The following is a 16,287-nucleotide window of genomic DNA, read 5'->3' as shown; positions in this document are numbered from 1 at the left end:
CGGTCGCGCCTTCGGCACGCTAGGTTCCCCACCAGGCACGACGGCGTCGCCGCTCCGCCCTCGGCACCGCCGCCGTCCGCCGTCGAGCTGCGCCGCGAGGAGGCACCGGATGGACATCGGACTGTGGGTCGCCACAGGGCTGCTGGCCCTGCTCTACCTGGCGGTGGGCTTCGTGAAGCTCACGCGCAACCGTGAACGACTGCGATCCGGCATGGGATGGGTGGAGGACTTCCCCGGCGTCACGGTGCGGTTCATCGGCCTCGCGGAGATCGCGGGCGCGCTCGGCCTGATCCTGCCGTGGGCCACCGGGACCGTGCCCGTGCTCACCCCGGTCGCGGCGTCGTGCCTGGTGGTGCTGCAGGTGCTCGCCATCTCGGTGCAGGTGCGCCGGCGGGAGCTCGGGCAGCTGTGGGTCAACGTGCTCCTGCTCCTCCTCGCCGGGTTCGTCGCGGTGGGCCGGTTCGCCGGCTGGTGACGGCGCGGGCGCTCAGCGCGCCGCCGCCCACTCGGCGTCGGTCAGCAGCCGCGACCGGATGAGGAACCGCACCCCCTCGGGCGCCTCGACGCTGAACCCGGCGCCGCGTCCGGGCACCACGTCGATCGTGAGGTGCGTGTGCTTCCAGTACTCGAACTGGGAGCGGCTCATCCAGACCGGCACCGTGAAGGTCTCCCCGGTCGCGCCGGGCTCGTCGGCCGGCCCGTCGGTCACGGCGAGGTCGCCCAGGTGCACGTCGGCATCCCCGAGCAGGAAGTCGCCGTCGGGGTAGCACATCGGGCTGGACCCGTCGCAGCACCCGCCGGACTGGTGGAACATCAGGTCGCCGTGCTGACGCCGCAGCCGGGCGAGGAGCCCGGCCGCGGCGTCCGTCACGGCGACGCGGGAGATCGCGTCGTCGGTCATGTCGGGTCCCGTGGCCTAGAAGAACCCGAGCTTCTGGCCCGAGTAGCTGACCAGGAGGTTCTTGGTCTGCTGGTAGTGGTCGAGCATCATCTTGTGGTTCTCGCGCCCGACGCCGGAGCCCTTGTACCCGCCGAACGCCGCGGCCGCCGGGTACGCGTGGTAGCAGTTGGTCCACACGCGGCCCGCCTCGATGGTGCGGCCCGCCCGGTACGCCGTCTCGCCCTGCCGGGACCAGACGCCCGCGCCGAGCCCGTAGAGCGTGTCGTTGGCGATCTTCATGGCGTCGTCGAAGTCGGCGAACTCCGTCACGGACACCACCGGCCCGAAGATCTCCTCCTGGAAGATCCGCATGGAGTTCTTGCCCTCGAAGACCGTGGGCGTCACGTAGTACCCGCCCGCGAGGTCCCCCTCCATCTCCGCGCGGCCGCCGCCGGTGAGGACCTTCGCCCCCTCCGCCTTGCCGATGTCGATGTAGCTGAGGATCTTCTCGAGCTGGTCGTTGCTCGCCTGCGCGCCGATCATCGTCTCGGTGTCCAGCGGGTTGCCCTGCGTGACGGCCTTCGTGCGCTCCAGGGCGTCGCCGAGGAACTGGTCGTAGATGTCGGCCTGGATGAGCGCGCGCGACGGGCACGTGCACACCTCCCCCTGGTTGAGGGCGAACATCGTGAACCCCTCGAGGGCCTTGTCGTAGTAGTCGTCCCGCGCCGACGCCACGTCCGAGAAGAAGATGTTCGGGCTCTTGCCGCCCAGCTCGAGCGTCACCGGGATGATGTTCTGCGACGCGTACTGCATGATCAGCCGGCCGGTCGTCGTCTCGCCAGTGAACGCGATCTTGCGGATGCGCGAGCTCGACGCGAGCGGTTTGCCCGCCTCGACACCGAACCCGTTGACGATGTTGAGCACTCCGGGCGGCAGCAGGTCGCCGATGATGTCGATGAGGAACAGGATCGACGCCGGCGTCTGCTCGGCCGGCTTGAGCACGACGGCGTTCCCCGCCGCGAGCGCCGGGGCCAGCTTCCACGTGGCCATGAGGATCGGGAAGTTCCACGGGATGATCTGCCCGACGACGCCGAGCGGCTCGTGGAAGTGGTACGCGATCGTGTCCTCGTCGATCTCGGAGATCGACCCCTCCTGGGCGCGGATGGCGCCGGCGAAGTAGCGGAAGTGGTCGATGGCGAGCGGGATGTCGGCGGCGAGCGTCTCGCGCACCGGCTTGCCGTTCTCCCACGACTCGGCGACTGCGATCTTCTCGAGGTTCGCCTCCATGCGGTCGGCGATCTTGTTGAGGACGTTCGCCCGCTCGGTCACCGACGTGCGGCCCCAGGCGGGCGCCGCGCCGTGCGCGGCGTCGAGCGCGGCCTCGATGTCGTCCGCGTTGCCGCGCGCCACCTCGGTGAACGTCTGCCCGGTCACCGGGCTGGGGTTCTCGAAGTACTGGCCGCTCGACGGCGGCACGTACTCCCCGCCGATCCAGTGGTCGTACCGGGAGCGGTACTCGGCGATCGCCCCGGGCTGGCCCGGCGCTGCGTAGACGGTCATGCTGCCTCCTCGCGTCCCTGCGGCGCCTCGTCGCGCCGCGATGACGCGACCGTAGGCCGCCGAAGGTTGCAGTCCCGTTGCAGTCCCTCCCGAGAACGTGGAAGTGCTGGACTACCGCCCGCCCGGTCCGCAGGATCACGGCGTGGGCCGGCGTGGGGCCGGACAGGACGGGAGGCGCTCGTGGGCAGCACGAGGCGGTTGCTCGTCGGCGGCGGAGCGGTCGCGGCGGTGGTGGCCGGGCTCTTCCTCCTCACGCCGACCGGCCTGACCCACGCGCGGTTCGCGCTGCGCGAGAGGCTCGCGTCGTGCGGGCAGGTCGAGCACGGCGCGCAGGGCGGAGGCATCCCCGACGATGCGCGGGAGTGCCTCGACGCCGGGTGGGAGTCCGGGGCCGAGTTCTCGGTCATGACGCCGACCACGGAGGGCGACCCGACGTACGCGTACTACCGCGTCGGCGGAGGCGGCCTGGAGATCTACCACGACACCACGGCCGACACCTACGGCACCGGGGGCTGGAGTCGGCGGGTCTGCCCCGGCGACGACGTCGAGGACGCGCTCGCGAGCTGCTGAGCTGCCGCCCCGCAGACGCCAGGACAGCCGTCAGGACAGCTCGGTGTCGAGCAGCGTGACCCGGGCCCGGGCGCGCAGGGCCTGCGGGCTGCCGGCGGGCGCGGCGACGAGCAGCCGGGTCCACGCGGCGTGGTCCTCGGCCCCGTCGGGGCCGCGCACCCACGCGTCGAGGGCGTCGGCGTCGCCAGACGCCAGGACGGCCGCGCGCACCTCGGCGGACAGCTCCGCGCGGAGCCGCTCGACGCCCGGCGCGGCCGACCGCGGCAGCAGCGGCGCGTAGGCGGCGACGGCGGCGCGCACGTCGCCCAGGGCGAGGGCGGCGCGCACGGCGTCCGCGTCGGTGCGCAGCGGCCGGGCGAGCCGGTACGGGCGGGACCCGGCGAGCAGCGGCCCCACCACGTGCCGCAGGCGGGACACCTCGGCCCGCACGGTGACGTCGGACAGCTCGCCGGGGTGCAGCAGCACGGCGAGCTCGTCGGCGCCCAGACCGCGCGGACGCTCGGCGAGCAGCAGCAGGATCTCCGCGTGGCGGAGCGACAGCGGCCGGTCGCCGTCGCGCCCCCGCAGCGCCGGTCGTCCGAGGATGCGCAGGTCGACGGCCGCCGGCGCGGCGATCCCCGGCGGTGCGAGAGCGGCGGCGCGGGTCGCGAGCTCCCGCTCGACGGTCGCGACGGTGGCCCGCACCAGCGACAGCACGACGTGGGTCGCCGCGGCCCGTCGCCCGGTGACGTCGAGGACGCCGAGCACCCGGCCGGTGGCGGGGTCGCGGACGGGGGCGGCGGCGCAGCTGAGCTCCTGCACCGGGCGCGAGAAGTGCTCGGCGCCGATCACCTGGACCGCGCTGCGGGTGGCGAGCGCGGTGCCGGGCGCGTTGGTGCCCACGCTCTCCTCGCGCCACACCGCGCCCTCGACGAACCCGACGCGGTCCACCGTGCCGCGCAGCCGGTGGTTCCCCTCGACCCAGAGCAGCCTGCCGACCTCGTCGGAGACGGCGACCACGAGCCCGTCGTCGGCCGCGCCGTCGACGACCAGCTCCCGCACCACGGGCATCACGGCGGCCAGGGGGTGCGTCGCACGGTAGGCGGCGAGGTCGTCGTCCGCGAGGGAGACCTGCGGGTGCGGGGTGTCCGGGTCGACGCCGTTGCGCAGCGACCGGCGCCAGGAGTCGGCCACGACGGGGTCGATGCCGCCGGGCGGTTCGCCCGTGCCGAGGAACTGCTCGTACGCGGCGCGCACCGTGCGCGGGTCACGACGTGCCCCGCCTCCGTGCGAGCCCCCTGCGCGCGCCAGCGAGGCGGCCGTCCGTTCCACCCCGACCTCCCGACGTCGTCGTCCGGTGCGTGCGTGCCAGTGTAGGGCGCGCGTCCGGGCCCGCGTCGAGGCCGCGCCCGTCGGTTCGTCCTGCCGGCGGCGGACGACCGTAGCCTGTGCCGATGGTCGACGACGAGGTCCCCCTGCCGCACCAGGACGAGCCCGCCCCGTTCCGGCGCGGTGACCCGGTGGCGCTCCGGAGCGTGCGCGACTTCGGGGGCCGGCACGGTGTGGCCGTCGGCTTCGCCGTCGCGGGCACGGTGGTGCTCGACGACGCCGACCTCGTGGTCGTCGCCACCCGCCCGGGGTCCGGGATGCGGACCCGGTCGGGTCGGCGCGGGGGGCCTCGCGGTCGCGTCGCCCTCCCGGCGGACTGGGACGGCGCCCACGACGAGCGCGTGTGGACGGGCGACACCGTCGTGCGCGTGCACCGGCGCGGCGAGCGCTGGTCCGTGTGGCGGTGGCACGACGGCAGCCGGTGGACGGACGCCTGGTACGGGAACCTCGAGTCGCCATGGCGTCGGTCGCGGATCGGCTTCGACACCCAGGACTGGGCGCTCGACGTCGTGGGCACGGGGGACCCGGTCGAGGGCCCGTGGTCCGTGCGGTACAAGGACCAGGACGAGCTGGAGTGGATGGTCGAGCGCGGGTCGGTGTCCGCGGCCCAGGCAGCCCACGTGCAGCAGGTCGGTGCACGGCTGATGGACCGGGCGACGGACGCGTCCTGGCCCTTCGACGCCGACTGGGACGCGTGGCTGCCCGACCCCGGGTGGGCGGCCGTCACCCTGCCCGAGCGCTGGGACCGCCTCCGTCCCTAGGAACTACACCTAGGCGGCGCGGCGGCCGCCGCCGTCGACGGCGGCGGCGTCAGTCCCGCCCGAACGCCGTGCGGAGCTCGTCCTTCGCCCGCTCGAGCACGTCGCGCTGCGCGGCGGGGAGGTTCGCCCCGGCCCGGTTGACGTAGAACGTCAGCATCGACATGGCCGACTGGTAGGGCGTGCCCTTGCGCCGGTCGCTCGCCTCGGCCGACCGCTTCAGCGACGCCGCGATGCGGGCCGGGTCGTCCCAGGTGAAGACGTCGTCCTCGAGGTCCAGCGCGTCGGAGTGCTCGGTCACGTCGTGCGACCACCGCTCCCCCGACGCGTCGTCGTGCTGCTTCGCCATGCCGGCGACGCTAGGCACGGGACGTGATGCTCGCAGCGCGGCCGGCGCGGCTCAGTCGCGGAGCGCGAGGCGGCGCGCCAGCACGGCGCAGACGACGAGCTGGAGCTGGTGGAAGATGATCACCGGCACGGCGATCACGCCCGCGACGGCGACCGGGAACAGCACGCTCGCCATGGGCAGGCCGGTGGCGAGCGACTTCTTGGACCCGCACATGAGGAGGGCGATGCGGTCCTCGACGGGCAGCCGCAGCGCGGCGCCGCCCCACCACGTGAGGCCGAGCATGACCGCGAGCCACACACCGCTCACGGCCAGCAGCGCGACGATCGTCCAGGCGGAGATGCCGCCCCACACGCCCGCGGAGCTGGCCGCCGCGACGGCCGAGAAGACCACGATCAGGATGGTGCCGCGGTCGACGCCGAGCGTGAGCCACCGGCGCGCGCGGATCCACCTCCCCGCCAGCGGCTGCAGCAGCTGGCCCACCACGAACGGCAGCAGCAGCTGCAGCAGCACGGTCTGCAGGCCGTCCAGCCCGTGGCCGGCCGTGTCGTCGCCGGCGGGTCCGGAGCCGCTCATGAGCCACAGCACGAGCAGGGGCGTCAGCACCATGCCCAGCACGTTGGACACGGTGGCCCCGCAGATGGCGCCGGCGACGTTCCCGCGGGCCACCGAGGTGAACGCCACCGACGACTGCACGGTGGACGGCAGCAGCGACAGGTAGAGCAGCCCGGCGGCGAGCGGCCCCCCGACGAGCGGCGTGACCGCCCATGCGACGAGCAGCCCGAGCAGCGGGAACACCACGTACGTCGAGGCGAGAATGCCGCCCTGCAGCCGCCAGTTGCGCAGGCCGGCCCAGACCTCGCGGGTGGACAGCCGCATGCCGTAGACGAGGAAGAGCACCGTGACGGCGACGTCCGCCGCGACGTCCACCACCCGCTGCACGCCGGGCGCGACGGGCACTACGAGGCCCAGCACCATCACGGCCACGAGGACGACGACGAACGGATCCACCCAACGGCTCAGCACACGACGCACCGAGCGAGTGTAGGGAGGCCCGCCGACCGGACCTCGGCGTGTCCAGGCTGCGAGCCTCGCGCGCTCAGGCCGCGGCGCGCACCTCGACGGCGTTGCGCCAGGGGTCCTCGAAGCGCAGGGCCGCGCCGTCGTCGCGCACGGCGACTCCGGCCGCCGCCAGACGCTCCCGCAGCGACCCGACGTCGGCGGCGCCGGGCACCGTGATGGCCACCGTGCCGAGCCCGAGGGTCGACGCGCGGGGGCCGGCGCCCCGGCTGTTCCACGTGTTCATCGCCATGTGGTGGTGGTAGCCCCCGGCGGAGACGAACAGCGCGCCCGGCACGCTCGCCGTCTCGACGAAACCGAGGGTGTCCACGTAGAAGCCGCGGGCGGCGCGCACGTCGCCCACCTGCAGGTGCACGTGCCCGACGACGGCCCCGGCGCCCGCCGCGCTCGTCGCGGCGGCCCGGGAGTCGGGGTCCGTCGTGGCGAGCGCGTCCCGCGCCGCGTCCGTGAGGTGGTCGCCGAGGAAGGCGTTCGGGTCGAGGTAGACCGTGTCCATGCGCACGTGCGCGCCGTCCCACGCCCACTGGTCGCGCGGGCGGTCGGCGTACAGCTCGACGCCGTTGCCCTCGGGGTCGGTGAAGTAGAACGCCTGGGACACGAGGTGGTCCGCGCTGCCGACGAACGTGCTCGGCGCCGTCGTCGCGACGGACGCGAGCGCGTGCGCCAGCCCGGGCTCGTCGTCGAACAGCACGGCCGTGTGGAACAGGCCCGCCTCGCCGCGGCCGGGCGCGGGCAGGTCGCGCGTGCGGTGCAGGACGACGAGGGGCCTCGTCCCGCGGCCCAGCACCCTGGTCTCCGCGCGCCGCGCCCCGGCGGGGAGCTCGAGCCCCTCGGGAACGGCGAGCTCGGTGAGCGTGAGGGCGTCGCGGTAGTAGCGCGTCATGAGGTCGAGGTCGCGCACGTGCAGCGTGACCGCGTCCATGCGCGTGTCGTCGGCGAGACGGTCCTGCACCACGCCCTGCATCACGCGTCCAGCGCGCGGCGCAGGCCCTCGGCCAGCGGCGTCGTGGGGCGGCCGACCAGGCGGGCGAGGTCGCCGGACGTCTCGGCGAGCAGGCCGTCGCGCGTGTTGCCGTCGAGGGCGACGACGAACCCGGCGGTGCCCTCGTCGAGGCCCGCGGCGAGCAGCTGCTCGCGGTGCTCCTCGGGGGTGAGGCTCCGGTACGTCACGGGCCGGCCGAGGACGTCGGACGCGGCGGCGGCGAGCTCGTCGAAGTCCCACGCGACGTCGCCGGACAGCTCGTAGACGGCGCCGTCGTGGCCCCCGTCGCGGTGCGCGTCGAGCGCGACGGCGGCGGCCGCCTCGGCGTAGTCGGCGCGGCTGGCGCTGGCCACACGGCCGTCGCCGGTGCTGTGCGCGATCTCGCCCGTCTCGCGCGCCTGCTGCACGTCGCCGACGTAGTTCTCCGTGTACCAGCCGTTGCGCAGCACCGTCGTGGACAGGCCGGACGCGACGAGCAGCTCCTCGGTGGCCTTGTGCTCGGGCGCGAGGACCAGCGGGGACGTGTCGGCGTGCGGGGCGCTCGTGTAGACCACGCGCCCGACGCCGCCGCCCTTCGCCGCGTCGATCACGGCACCGTGCTGGCGCACGCGCTGACCGACGGCGGAGCCGGAGACGAGCACCAGCACGTCGACGCCGTCGAGCGCGGGAGCGAGGGTCTCCGGGCGGTCGTAGTCGGCCTCGCGGACGACGACGCCGCGCTGGGCGAGGTCGGCGACCTTGTCGGTGCTGCGGGCGAGCGCCACGACGTCGGCGGGCGCCGCGCCGCGGGCGAGCAGGGACTCGACGACGAGCCGGCCGAGCTGGCCGCTGGTTCCGGTGACGGCGATGGTCATGGTGATGCTCCCCTGATGAGACGGGTGGTGGGTCGGGCTCAGGCTCCGGGCCCTCGAAGGGCCACCCGGACAGCATGCGCTTACTTTTCGAAAGTGCCAACGGTATCGCCGTGCGTTCTTCATCACAGTGCCATCGGGTGGATCGCGCCGTATCCTGGGCCGGTGACCCTCGACTCCCCCACCGGCGCCCTCGACCAGGCCGAGGCCGGCCCGACCGACGCGATGATCGCCGACGTCTTCTCGCGCGGCTGCACGTCGCGCCAGGCCCTCGAGGCAGTCACGGGGCGCTGGGGAGTCCTGACGGTGGCGGGGCTGCGCGACGGCGTCGTGCGCTTCAACGCGCTGCGCCGCCGGATCGACGGCGTGAGCGAGAAGATGCTCGCCCAGACGCTGCAGGCGCTCGAGCGGGACGGCATCGTCTCGCGCGAGGTCCGCACCACCATCCCGCCGCACGTCGAGTACTCCCTCACCGACCTGGGCCGCCGCGTCGCCGACCGGCTCGTGGGGCTGATCGACGTGCTCGAGGGCGCGGTCGACGAGGTCAGCGCGGCACAGCAGCGCTACGACGCGCGCCGCGACGAGGCGTCGTGACGGGACGGACCACCGCGGTCCTGCTCGCCGCCGGGGCGGGCACGCGGCTGGGGCGCGGCCCCAAGGCGCTGCTCCCCCACGGGTGGCAGGGTGGGCATGGTGGCCGCCCGCTCGTCGAGCACGTCGTGACGGTCCTGCTCGACGGCGGGTGCGACACGGTCGTCGTCGTCCTCGGCGCCCGGGCCGACCGGGTCCGCGCCCAGGCGTCGCTCGACGTCCCGGGGGTGCGGGTCGTCGTCAACGACTCCTGGGAGACCGGCATGGCGTCCTCGCTGCGGGCCGGCGTCGCGGCGGCGCTCGACGCCGGCGGCGGGCCCGGGGGCGGGGCTCCGGCGCGCGTCGTCGTCGCGCACGTCGACCAGCCCGGCGTGACGCCGGACGACGTCGCCCGGCTGCTCGCGGCGCACCGGCCCGGCCGGGTCACGGCCTCCCGCTGGGCCGACGCGGCGGACGACGGGCGACCCCGCTGGTCGCACCCGCTGGTGCTGGCGGCCGGGCTCGCCGGTCCCGCGGCCGCGAGCGCCGAGGGCGACGCCGGGGCGCGGGCGTTCCTGCGTGCCCACGCCGACCTGATCGACGTCGTCACGCACCCGGGCGACGGGCGCGACGTCGACACCGAGGCCGACCTCGACCTGCTCACCTGAGTCCCGGATCGCCGGTCGAGCCTGTCGAGACCTGGTCTCGACGAGCTCAACCGACGGGGGACGTCACGACGCCGCTGCCTTGATGCCCAGGTAGACCTTGTCCCGCGCGAGCGGGAGCTCGGTGAACCGCACCCCGGTCGCGGCGCGCAGGGCGTTGGCGAGCGCCGGGGCGACGGGGTTGAACGGGCTCTCGCTCATCGACTTCGCGCCCATCGGCCCGGTCGAGTCCGTGGTCCGCGCGAAGTAGACCTCGCTGCGCGGCACGTCGGCGAACGTGGGCAGGTGGTACTGCCGGAAGATGTCGGTCGTGACCCGACCGGCGTCGTCGACGACGACGTCCTCGTACAGCGCGGCGCCGAGCGCCTGGGCGATCCCGCCCTCCACCTGGCCGCGACACTGGCGCGGGTTGACGACCTCCCCCGCGTCCGCGGCCTGCACGCTCTGCAGGATGCGGATCTCGCCGGTGCCGCGGTGCACGGCCACGCGGAAGCCGTGCACGTTGAACGCCACCGACCGCGGGGTGCCGCCCCAGCGCCCCTCGGCCACCAGGCGCACGCCGGAGGCCGCGGCGTGCCGCGCCACCTCCGACAGCGGGAGGGTGCGGCCCGCGCACTCGACCGCACCGGGCACGAGCCGGCACTGGTCCACGCCGACCCCGGCCGCCGTCGCCGCCACGGCCAGCACCTGCGTCGCGAGCTCGGTCGCCGCCGCGAGCGACGCCTTGCCCGCCACCACGGTGCCCGTCGAGCCGAACGCGCCCGTGTCGTGCTCCACCAGGTCGGTGTCGGACTGCCGCACCACGACGTCCGCCGCCCGCTGCCCCAGGGCACTGGCCACGAGCTGGGCGTGCACGGTCGTGGTGCCGTTGCCGAACTCGGCGGTGCCCACCTCCGCCTCGACCACCCCGTCCGGGCGCAGCCGGGCGCGGGCGTGCGACAGGTGCCCGCGCGGCGGCACGGTGTCGATCATCGACAGGGCCGTCCCCTCGCCGACACCCCACTCGTCGCCGAGCCACGGCACGGCCGGGTCGCGCGGGTCGGCGCCGTACGCCGCGACGTCCCGGGCGCGGCCGCGCGCCAGCGCGTCGTCGGCCAGCTCGATGCACTGATCGAGGCCGTAACTGCCGTACAGCACGTCCTCCTCCGGCTCGGGGTTGAGCGACAGCATGTGGTCGCCCTCGCGCACCACGTTGCGCCGGCGCAGCTCGAGCGGGTCGAGGCCGAGCTGCCGGGCCAGCTCGTCCATCGCGGACTCGACCGCGAAGATCATCTGGCTCAGCCCGTACCCGCGGAACGCCCCCGACGGGAGCGTGTGCGTGTAGACGCAGTGCGCGTCCACCTTCTTGTTCGCGCAGGTGTAGACGGCGATCGACTCGCCGCAGCCGTGGAACATCACGCCGGGGCCGTGGTTGCCGTACGCGCCCGTGTTGCTCAGCACGTCGAGGTGCAGCGCCGTCAGGGTGCCGTCGCGCCGCGCCCCCGCGCGCACGCGGATGCGGAAGGGGTGGCGCGTCGTCGTGGCCACGAACGTGTCGGTGCGCGTGAGCTCGAGCTGCACCGGGCGGCCGAGCCGCAGCGCCGCGAGGCCCGCGACGTCCTCGACGAGCACCTCCTGCTTGCCGCCGAACCCGCCGCCGACGCGCTCGCACAGCACCCGCACGCGATCCATGGGCAGGTCCAGCACCCGCGCCAGGTGGCGGCGGGCGAGGAACGGCACCTGGGTCGACGAGCGCACCACGAGCCGCCCCTCGTCGTCGAACGACGCGATGGCGGCGTGCGTCTCGAGCGCCGCGTTCTGCACGCGCTGCGTGCGGTAGGTCGCCTCGTGCACGACGTCCGCCTCCGCGAGGCCCGCCTCGACGTCGCCCAGCTCGCTGTGCACCTCGGCGACGACGTTCGCCCCCGGGCGCGACACGCGCGCCTGGACCGCGTCCAGCTCGGGGTGGACCAGCGGCGCGCCGGGCGCCGTCGCCTGCTCGGGGTCGACGAGGGCGGGCAGCACCTCGTACTCGACGTGCAGCCGGCGCACGCCCTCCTCCGCGGCGGCCACCGAGTCGGCGACGACGGCGGCCACCCGTTGCCCGACGTGCCGGACCACGTCGTCGAGGATCCGCGTGTCGTCGGGGTCGTCGGTCCACAGCTCGTGCTGGGCCGTGCTGAACCGCGCGGCGGGGGCGTCCTCGTGCGTGAGCACGGCCCGCACGCCCGGCACCGCGAGCGCCGCGGTGGCGTCGATCGCGACGACCCGCGCGTGCGCGTGCGGCGAGCGGGCGAGCTTGAGGTGCAGCAGCCCGGGGTAGGCCGCCGGGTCGACGTCGAGGGTGTAGCGCACCTGCCCGGTGACGACGCCGAGGCTCGCGGGCGCGGGCTCGCTGCGCCCGAAGGCGGCCTCCCCCGGCGCCGTCGGGGCGTCGCCGCGGGCGTGCGCCGCGGTCCAGCCGTCGTGCGCCGCGTCGCACGGCGCCGCGCCGGCCGGGTGGGCGCGGCCGCAGGCGTCGCCGTCCGTGCCGTCGCCGCCGAGCACCGCGTCCGCGATCGCGCGGTAACCGGTGCAGCGGCACAGGTTGCCCTTGAGGCTGCGCGGCAGGTTCGCGCGCTGCGCGTCGTCGAAGGTCGCGGCGGTCATGATCATGCCCGCGGTGCAGAAGCCGCACTGGAAGCCCTGGGCGTCGACGAACTGCTGCTGCACGGGGTGCAGCCCGTCCGCGGTCGGTGCGTCGGCCGTCGCGGCGAGGCCCGCGACGGTCGTCACCTCGCGCCCGGCCGCCCGCCGCGCGGGGTACACGCAGCTGTGCACGGGGACGCCGTCGACGTGCACCGTGCACGCGCCGCAGTCGCCGCCGTCGCAGCCCTTCTTCACGCCCGGCGCCCCCTGCTCGCGCAGGAACGTGCGCAGGCACTGGCCGGCGCGCGGCAGGGCGTCCACGTCGCGGCCGTCCACGCGCAGCACCGGTGCGGCGGCGGCGGTGCGGGTCGTGCCCTCGGTGGGGCTGGTGGTCGCGTCGGTCATCGCCGGCCTCCGTCGGTCGTGCGGGTGCTGTCGAGCAGCTCGCGGCGGATCTCCTCCGCGAGCCGGTACGTCATGTCGCGACGCCACGCGGGCAGCCCGTGGATGTCGTCGTGGTACAGGTCGTCGGGGATCGCGGCGTCGATCGCCGACGCCAGGCCCGCGGCGTCGGGGTGCGCGCCGGCGGCGAACCGCAGCTGCACGGGCCGGCGGGTCGAGGCCGTCACCGTCACGACGAGCTCGCCGCCGTCCTCGGGCCCGTCGAGCCTTCCGACCAGCAGTGCCCCGGAGCGGCCGAGGTTCGACAGCGAGAGCCGCCGGAACGTGGTGCGGGCGCGCAGGGCGCGGGCCGGGAGCCGGATCGAGCGCAGCAGCTCGCCGGGGGCGAGGGTGTTGCGCCGGTCGCCGGTGACCAGCGCGGCCACGGGCTCGGTGCGCCGCGCGCCGCCCGGGCCCCACACCTCCGCGACGCCGTCGAGCGCCGCGGTGAGCGACGTCATCGGCCCCGCGGGCAGCGACGTGGCGACGTTGCCGCCGACGGTCGAGGTGTTCCAGATCTTGAACGACGCGACGAACGCGTCGCAGCACGGGCGCACCAGGTCCAGGGCGGGCCAGGCGTCCCGGACGGGCCCGGACGCCGGGGCGTCCGGGAACGCGTACAGCTCGGCGACGGTACAGGTCGCGGCGATCTCGAGGCCCTCGTCGGTGACGGTGAGCGCCGGCCAGCCGGCGCTCGTGACGTCGAGCAGGCGGCGCAGCGTCTGGCTGCCGTACGAGAACAGGACGGTGCCGCCGGCCAGCCACGCGTCGCCCTCGCGCCAGTCGGCGGGGTCGGCGGTGGGGACCAGGTCCGTGACGGTGTTCATGTCCACCGGGAACACTCCTCGGGTCGTGCGGGACGGGTCGGGGGCGGGGCGTGCAGCGGCCCGTCCGTGCGGCTGAGCGGCACGGCCGAGGTCCGGCCGTACCGCACGGCGACCAGCTCGGCCACCACGGAGACGGCGACCTCCTCCGGCGTCACGGCGCCGAGGTCGAGGCCGATCGGCGAGCGCAGCCGGGCGAGGGCCTCCGGGCCGACGCCCTCGTCGCGCAGCGCCTGGAGTCGCTGGGCGTGCGAGCGGCGCGAGCCCATCGCCCCCACGTACGCGAGCGGGAGGCCGAGGGCGAGCCGCAGCGTCGGGACGTCGAACTTCGCGTCGTGGGTGAGGACGGCGACGGCGGTGCGGCCGTCGAGCCGCCCGGCGGCGGCCTCGGCCGCCAGGTACCGGTCGGGCCAGTCGACCACCACCTCGTCGGCCTGCGGGAACCGGCGCGGGGCGGCGAAGACCTCGCGGGCGTCGACGAGCGTCACGCGGTACCCCAGCAGCCGCACCGTGCGGATCAGTGCGCCCGCGAAGTCGTTCGCGCCCACGACGACGCACCGCGGCGGTGCCAGCCGGGTCTCGACCAGCAGCGTGACCGGCTCCTCCGGGTCGCCCGGGTCGCACGCGCCGTCCGCCACCCCCGGCGCGGCGTGCACGGTCGCGGCCCCGCCGGCGCGCAGGACGGCGTCGACCTGGGCCGCGGCCGCCGGCAGCGCGGCGTCGTCCACCAGGTCGCGCAGCGCGTCCGCCGAGCCGTCCGGCGCTCCGGCGTCGAGGACGACCGCGGTGGGGCGGGCGGTGTCGAGGCGGCGGACGAGCGCGGCCGGGGCGCCCCCGGCGGCCAGGCCGGCGAGCGCGACCGCGGCGGGGTCGTCGGCGTCGCCCGGCCGCACCGGCTGCACGTGCACCTCGAGGCTGCCGCCGCAGGTCAGGCCGACGGCGAACGCGTCGTCGTCGGAGTAGCCGAAGGACTCGCGGTGGCACTCGCCGACGGCGATCGCGTCGAGGGCGGCCGCGTGCACGGCCCCCTCCACGCAGCCGCCGGACAGGCTGCCGACGACGGCGCCGTCGGCGCGCACGGCCATCGCCGTGCCCACGGGGCGCGGCACGGAGCCGGACGCGCCCACCACCGTCGCCACGGCGAACGGCGGCCCGCCGGGCACGAGCCACTCGGCCAGCTGGTCGACCAGGGTGAGCATCAGGGTCCTTCCCGTCCTGTCGGTCGAGCCTGTCGAGACCACGGGGCCTCGACAGGCCCGACCGCTGTCGTCCGTCAGGCGCCGAGCGCCGCCGAGAGCGGGCCGCGCACGAAGTACACGAGGAAGCCCGCCGCGACCACCCACAGCAGCGGGTGCACCTCGCGCGCCCGTCCGCAGGCGAACCGCAGCAGCACCCACGTGATGAAGCCGATCCCGATGCCGTTGGCGATGGAGTACGTCAGCGGCATGGTCACGACCGTGAGGAACACCGGCAGGGCGACCGAGAAGTCGCCCAGGTCGATCTCCTTGATCTCCCTCATCATCATCGCCCCGACCACGACGAGGGCGCCGCTGGCGACCTCGATGGGCACGACCGCGGTGAGCGGCGTGAGGAACATGGCGACCAGGAACAGGCCGCCCGTCACGACCGACGCCAGGCCGGTGCGCGCGCCCTCGCCGACCCCGGCGGCGGAGTCCACGAACACGGTGTTCGACGACGAGGAGGTCGCCCCGCCGACGACCGCGCCCACGCCCTCGACGACGAGCGCCGACTTGATCCGCGGGAAGTTCCCGTCGGCGTCGGCGAGCCCGCCCTGCTTGGCCAGGCCCGTCATCGTGCCCATCGCGTCGAAGAAGTTCGTGAAGAACAGCGTGAACACGAGCATCGTCGCCGCGAGCGCCCCGATCCGGTCGAAGGCGCCGAAGCTGAACTGGCCCAGCAGGGACAGGTCCGGCACGGAGACCAGCGAGTCCGGCAGCGCGGGCACGGACAGGTGCCAGCCGCCGGGGTTGTCGTCGCCCGCCGGCCCGAGCTGGAGCACGGCCTCCACGACGATCGCCACGACCGTCGTCGCCACCAGCCCGATGAGCAGGCCGCCCTTGACCTTGCGGGCCACGAGCACGCCCATCGTGATCAGGCCGACCACGAAGACGAGCGTCGGCACGGTGGTGATCGACCCGCCGTCGCCGAGCTGCACCGGCGGGCCGCCGTCGGTGGGGGTGACGAAGCCGGCGTCGACGAAGCCGATGAAGGCGATGAACAGGCCGATGCCCACGGTGATGGCGGCCTTGAGCTGGCGCGGGACGGCGTTGAAGATCGCCGACCGCGCGCCCGTGACGGCGAGCAGCACGATGAGCAGGCCGTTGATGAGCACGAGGCCCATGGCCTCGGGCCAGGTGACGTCGCCGACCACGGCGACGGCGAGGAACGAGTTGATCCCCAGCCCGGCGGCGAGCGCGAACGGGAGGTTCGCGACGAGGCCGAACAGGATGGTCAGCACGCCCGCGGCGAGTCCGGTGACGGCCCCGACCTGGGCCGTCGCGAGCCAGCCGCCCACGACGTCGGTGGGCGCGTTCTCGGCGCTGGTACCGCCGAGGATGAGCGGGTTGAGGATGACGATGTACGCCATCGCGAAGAAGGTCACCAGACCGCCGCGGACCTCGCGCCCGGTGGTCGAGCCGCGCTCGGTGATCTTGAACAGCCGGTCCAGCGCGCCGCGCCGGGTGCCGGTGGTGGGTGTCTCGTCGTTCTCGGCGGTGTCCCGCCGCGTTCCCAGGATGGTCACGTCCTTGTGTCCTTTCGGGCC

The 16,287-nt window shown here is 75.1% G+C and carries 16 protein-coding genes; 5 read left to right on the top strand and 11 right to left on the bottom strand.

Annotated elements, in window-relative coordinates; translation table 11 throughout:
- Window positions 1-109: 109 nt before the first annotated feature.
- Entirely contained in the window at window positions 110-475 is a 366-nt protein-coding gene (locus tag ACQFYA_RS06795) for a DoxX family protein (RefSeq protein ID WP_499122406.1), read from the top strand.
- 12 nt (window positions 476-487) lie between these two features.
- Here the strand turns inward: ACQFYA_RS06795 and ACQFYA_RS06790 are convergent, their stop codons facing one another.
- Window positions 488-901, bottom strand: a complete 414-nt coding sequence (locus tag ACQFYA_RS06790; RefSeq protein ID WP_499122404.1) for a DUF779 domain-containing protein — start codon at window positions 899-901, stop codon at window positions 488-490.
- A 15-nt stretch (window positions 902-916) separates the two neighbouring features.
- Complete coding sequence (exaC, locus tag ACQFYA_RS06785; protein ID WP_499122403.1) at window positions 917-2,440, bottom strand: acetaldehyde dehydrogenase ExaC; 1,524 nt, start codon at window positions 2,438-2,440, stop codon at window positions 917-919.
- A 180-nt stretch (window positions 2,441-2,620) separates the two neighbouring features.
- Between exaC and ACQFYA_RS06780 the strand changes: the two genes are divergently transcribed.
- The gene (locus tag ACQFYA_RS06780) at window positions 2,621-3,010 is read left to right on the top strand and encodes a hypothetical protein (RefSeq protein ID WP_499122401.1); all 390 of its coding nucleotides are present in this window, start codon (window positions 2,621-2,623) and stop codon (window positions 3,008-3,010) included.
- Window positions 3,011-3,040: 30 nt separating this feature from the next.
- Here the strand turns inward: ACQFYA_RS06780 and ACQFYA_RS06775 are convergent, their stop codons facing one another.
- Window positions 3,041-4,321 carry a GAF domain-containing protein gene (locus ACQFYA_RS06775; RefSeq protein WP_499122398.1) on the bottom strand — a complete coding sequence of 427 codons (1,281 nt, stop codon included), beginning with the start codon at window positions 4,319-4,321 and terminating at the stop codon, window positions 3,041-3,043.
- Between the two features lie 122 nt (window positions 4,322-4,443).
- Here ACQFYA_RS06775 and ACQFYA_RS06770 point away from each other — a divergent pair, with 122 nt between their 5' ends.
- Window positions 4,444-5,139, top strand: coding sequence for a ribonuclease FAU-1 family protein (locus tag ACQFYA_RS06770; RefSeq protein WP_499122397.1), 696 nt, complete (start codon window positions 4,444-4,446; stop codon window positions 5,137-5,139).
- Window positions 5,140-5,188: 49 nt separating this feature from the next.
- On the opposite strand, the gene ACQFYA_RS06765 is transcribed toward ACQFYA_RS06770, so the two are convergent.
- The 4 genes from ACQFYA_RS06765 to ACQFYA_RS06750 all read right to left on the bottom strand — a co-directional run bounded on the left by ACQFYA_RS06765 (window position 5,189) and on the right by ACQFYA_RS06750 (window position 8,398).
- On the bottom strand, window positions 5,189-5,485 hold the full coding sequence (locus ACQFYA_RS06765) for a DUF3175 domain-containing protein (protein ID WP_499122396.1): 297 nt from the start codon (window positions 5,483-5,485) through the stop codon (window positions 5,189-5,191).
- A 51-nt stretch (window positions 5,486-5,536) separates the two neighbouring features.
- Window positions 5,537-6,517: a bile acid:sodium symporter family protein gene (locus ACQFYA_RS06760; RefSeq protein ID WP_499122395.1), complete on the bottom strand. Its 981-nt coding sequence runs from the start codon at window positions 6,515-6,517 to the stop codon at window positions 5,537-5,539.
- Between the two features lie 64 nt (window positions 6,518-6,581).
- Window positions 6,582-7,526, bottom strand: coding sequence for a VOC family protein (locus ACQFYA_RS06755; RefSeq protein WP_499127460.1), 945 nt, complete (start codon window positions 7,524-7,526; stop codon window positions 6,582-6,584).
- The gene (locus ACQFYA_RS06750; RefSeq protein ID WP_499122393.1) at window positions 7,526-8,398 is read right to left on the bottom strand and encodes an SDR family oxidoreductase; all 873 of its coding nucleotides are present in this window, start codon (window positions 8,396-8,398) and stop codon (window positions 7,526-7,528) included. The genes ACQFYA_RS06755 and ACQFYA_RS06750 overlap by 1 nt, the downstream gene beginning before the upstream one ends.
- Before the next feature lie 162 nt (window positions 8,399-8,560).
- On the opposite strand from ACQFYA_RS06750, the gene ACQFYA_RS06745 reads away from it, so the two are divergent.
- Both ACQFYA_RS06745 and ACQFYA_RS06740 read left to right on the top strand, forming a co-directional pair.
- The gene (locus ACQFYA_RS06745) at window positions 8,561-8,989 is read left to right on the top strand and encodes a winged helix-turn-helix transcriptional regulator (RefSeq protein ID WP_499122391.1); all 429 of its coding nucleotides are present in this window, start codon (window positions 8,561-8,563) and stop codon (window positions 8,987-8,989) included.
- Complete coding sequence (locus tag ACQFYA_RS06740; protein WP_499122388.1) at window positions 8,986-9,633, top strand: nucleotidyltransferase family protein; 648 nt, start codon at window positions 8,986-8,988, stop codon at window positions 9,631-9,633. Before ACQFYA_RS06745 ends, ACQFYA_RS06740 begins: the two co-directional genes overlap by 4 nt.
- A 63-nt stretch (window positions 9,634-9,696) precedes the next feature.
- Here the strand turns inward: ACQFYA_RS06740 and ACQFYA_RS06735 are convergent, their stop codons facing one another.
- The 4 genes from ACQFYA_RS06735 to ACQFYA_RS06720 form a co-directional block, all read right to left on the bottom strand.
- Window positions 9,697-12,642 (bottom strand): molybdopterin-dependent oxidoreductase, encoded by a 2,946-nt coding sequence (locus ACQFYA_RS06735; protein WP_499122386.1) that lies wholly within the window; start codon window positions 12,640-12,642, stop codon window positions 9,697-9,699.
- A complete protein-coding gene (locus tag ACQFYA_RS06730; RefSeq protein ID WP_499122385.1) occupies window positions 12,639-13,511 on the bottom strand; it encodes an FAD binding domain-containing protein in 873 nt (290 codons plus the stop codon). The genes ACQFYA_RS06735 and ACQFYA_RS06730 overlap by 4 nt, the downstream gene beginning before the upstream one ends.
- On the bottom strand, window positions 13,502-14,701 hold the full coding sequence (locus ACQFYA_RS06725; protein WP_499122383.1) for an XdhC family protein: 1,200 nt from the start codon (window positions 14,699-14,701) through the stop codon (window positions 13,502-13,504). The genes ACQFYA_RS06730 and ACQFYA_RS06725 overlap by 10 nt, the downstream gene beginning before the upstream one ends.
- Window positions 14,702-14,775: 74 nt before the next feature.
- Window positions 14,776-16,266: an NCS2 family permease gene (locus tag ACQFYA_RS06720; RefSeq protein WP_499122380.1), complete on the bottom strand. Its 1,491-nt coding sequence runs from the start codon at window positions 16,264-16,266 to the stop codon at window positions 14,776-14,778.
- Window positions 16,267-16,287 lie beyond the last annotated feature (21 nt).

The sequence above is a fragment of the Promicromonospora sp. Marseille-Q5078 genome (genome assembly GCF_050315395.1).
Classification (GTDB): Bacteria; Actinomycetota; Actinomycetes; order Actinomycetales; family Cellulomonadaceae; genus Isoptericola.
The sequence above is the reverse complement of the archived record's forward strand: the minus strand, read 5'-3'. Positions and strand labels throughout refer to the sequence as shown.

What these genes read in the sequence shown, in the direction of transcription:
- exaC (WP_499122403.1), bottom strand. Translation starts at nt 2,440, where the DNA reads ATGACCGTCTACGCAGCGCCGGGCCAGCCCGGGGCGATCGCCGAGTAC.
- ACQFYA_RS06755 (WP_499127460.1), bottom strand. Translation starts at nt 7,526, where the DNA reads ATGCAGGGCGTGGTGCAGGACCGTCTCGCCGACGACACGCGCATGGAC.
- ACQFYA_RS06765 (WP_499122396.1), bottom strand. Translation starts at nt 5,485, where the DNA reads ATGGCGAAGCAGCACGACGACGCGTCGGGGGAGCGGTGGTCGCACGAC.
- ACQFYA_RS06725 (WP_499122383.1), bottom strand. Translation starts at nt 14,701, where the DNA reads ATGCTCACCCTGGTCGACCAGCTGGCCGAGTGGCTCGTGCCCGGCGGG.
- ACQFYA_RS06795 (WP_499122406.1), top strand. Translation starts at nt 110, where the DNA reads ATGGACATCGGACTGTGGGTCGCCACAGGGCTGCTGGCCCTGCTCTAC.
- ACQFYA_RS06770 (WP_499122397.1), top strand. Translation starts at nt 4,444, where the DNA reads ATGGTCGACGACGAGGTCCCCCTGCCGCACCAGGACGAGCCCGCCCCG.
- ACQFYA_RS06790 (WP_499122404.1), bottom strand. Translation starts at nt 901, where the DNA reads ATGACCGACGACGCGATCTCCCGCGTCGCCGTGACGGACGCCGCGGCC.
- ACQFYA_RS06750 (WP_499122393.1), bottom strand. Translation starts at nt 8,398, where the DNA reads ATGACCATCGCCGTCACCGGAACCAGCGGCCAGCTCGGCCGGCTCGTC.
- ACQFYA_RS06735 (WP_499122386.1), bottom strand. Translation starts at nt 12,642, where the DNA reads ATGACCGACGCGACCACCAGCCCCACCGAGGGCACGACCCGCACCGCC.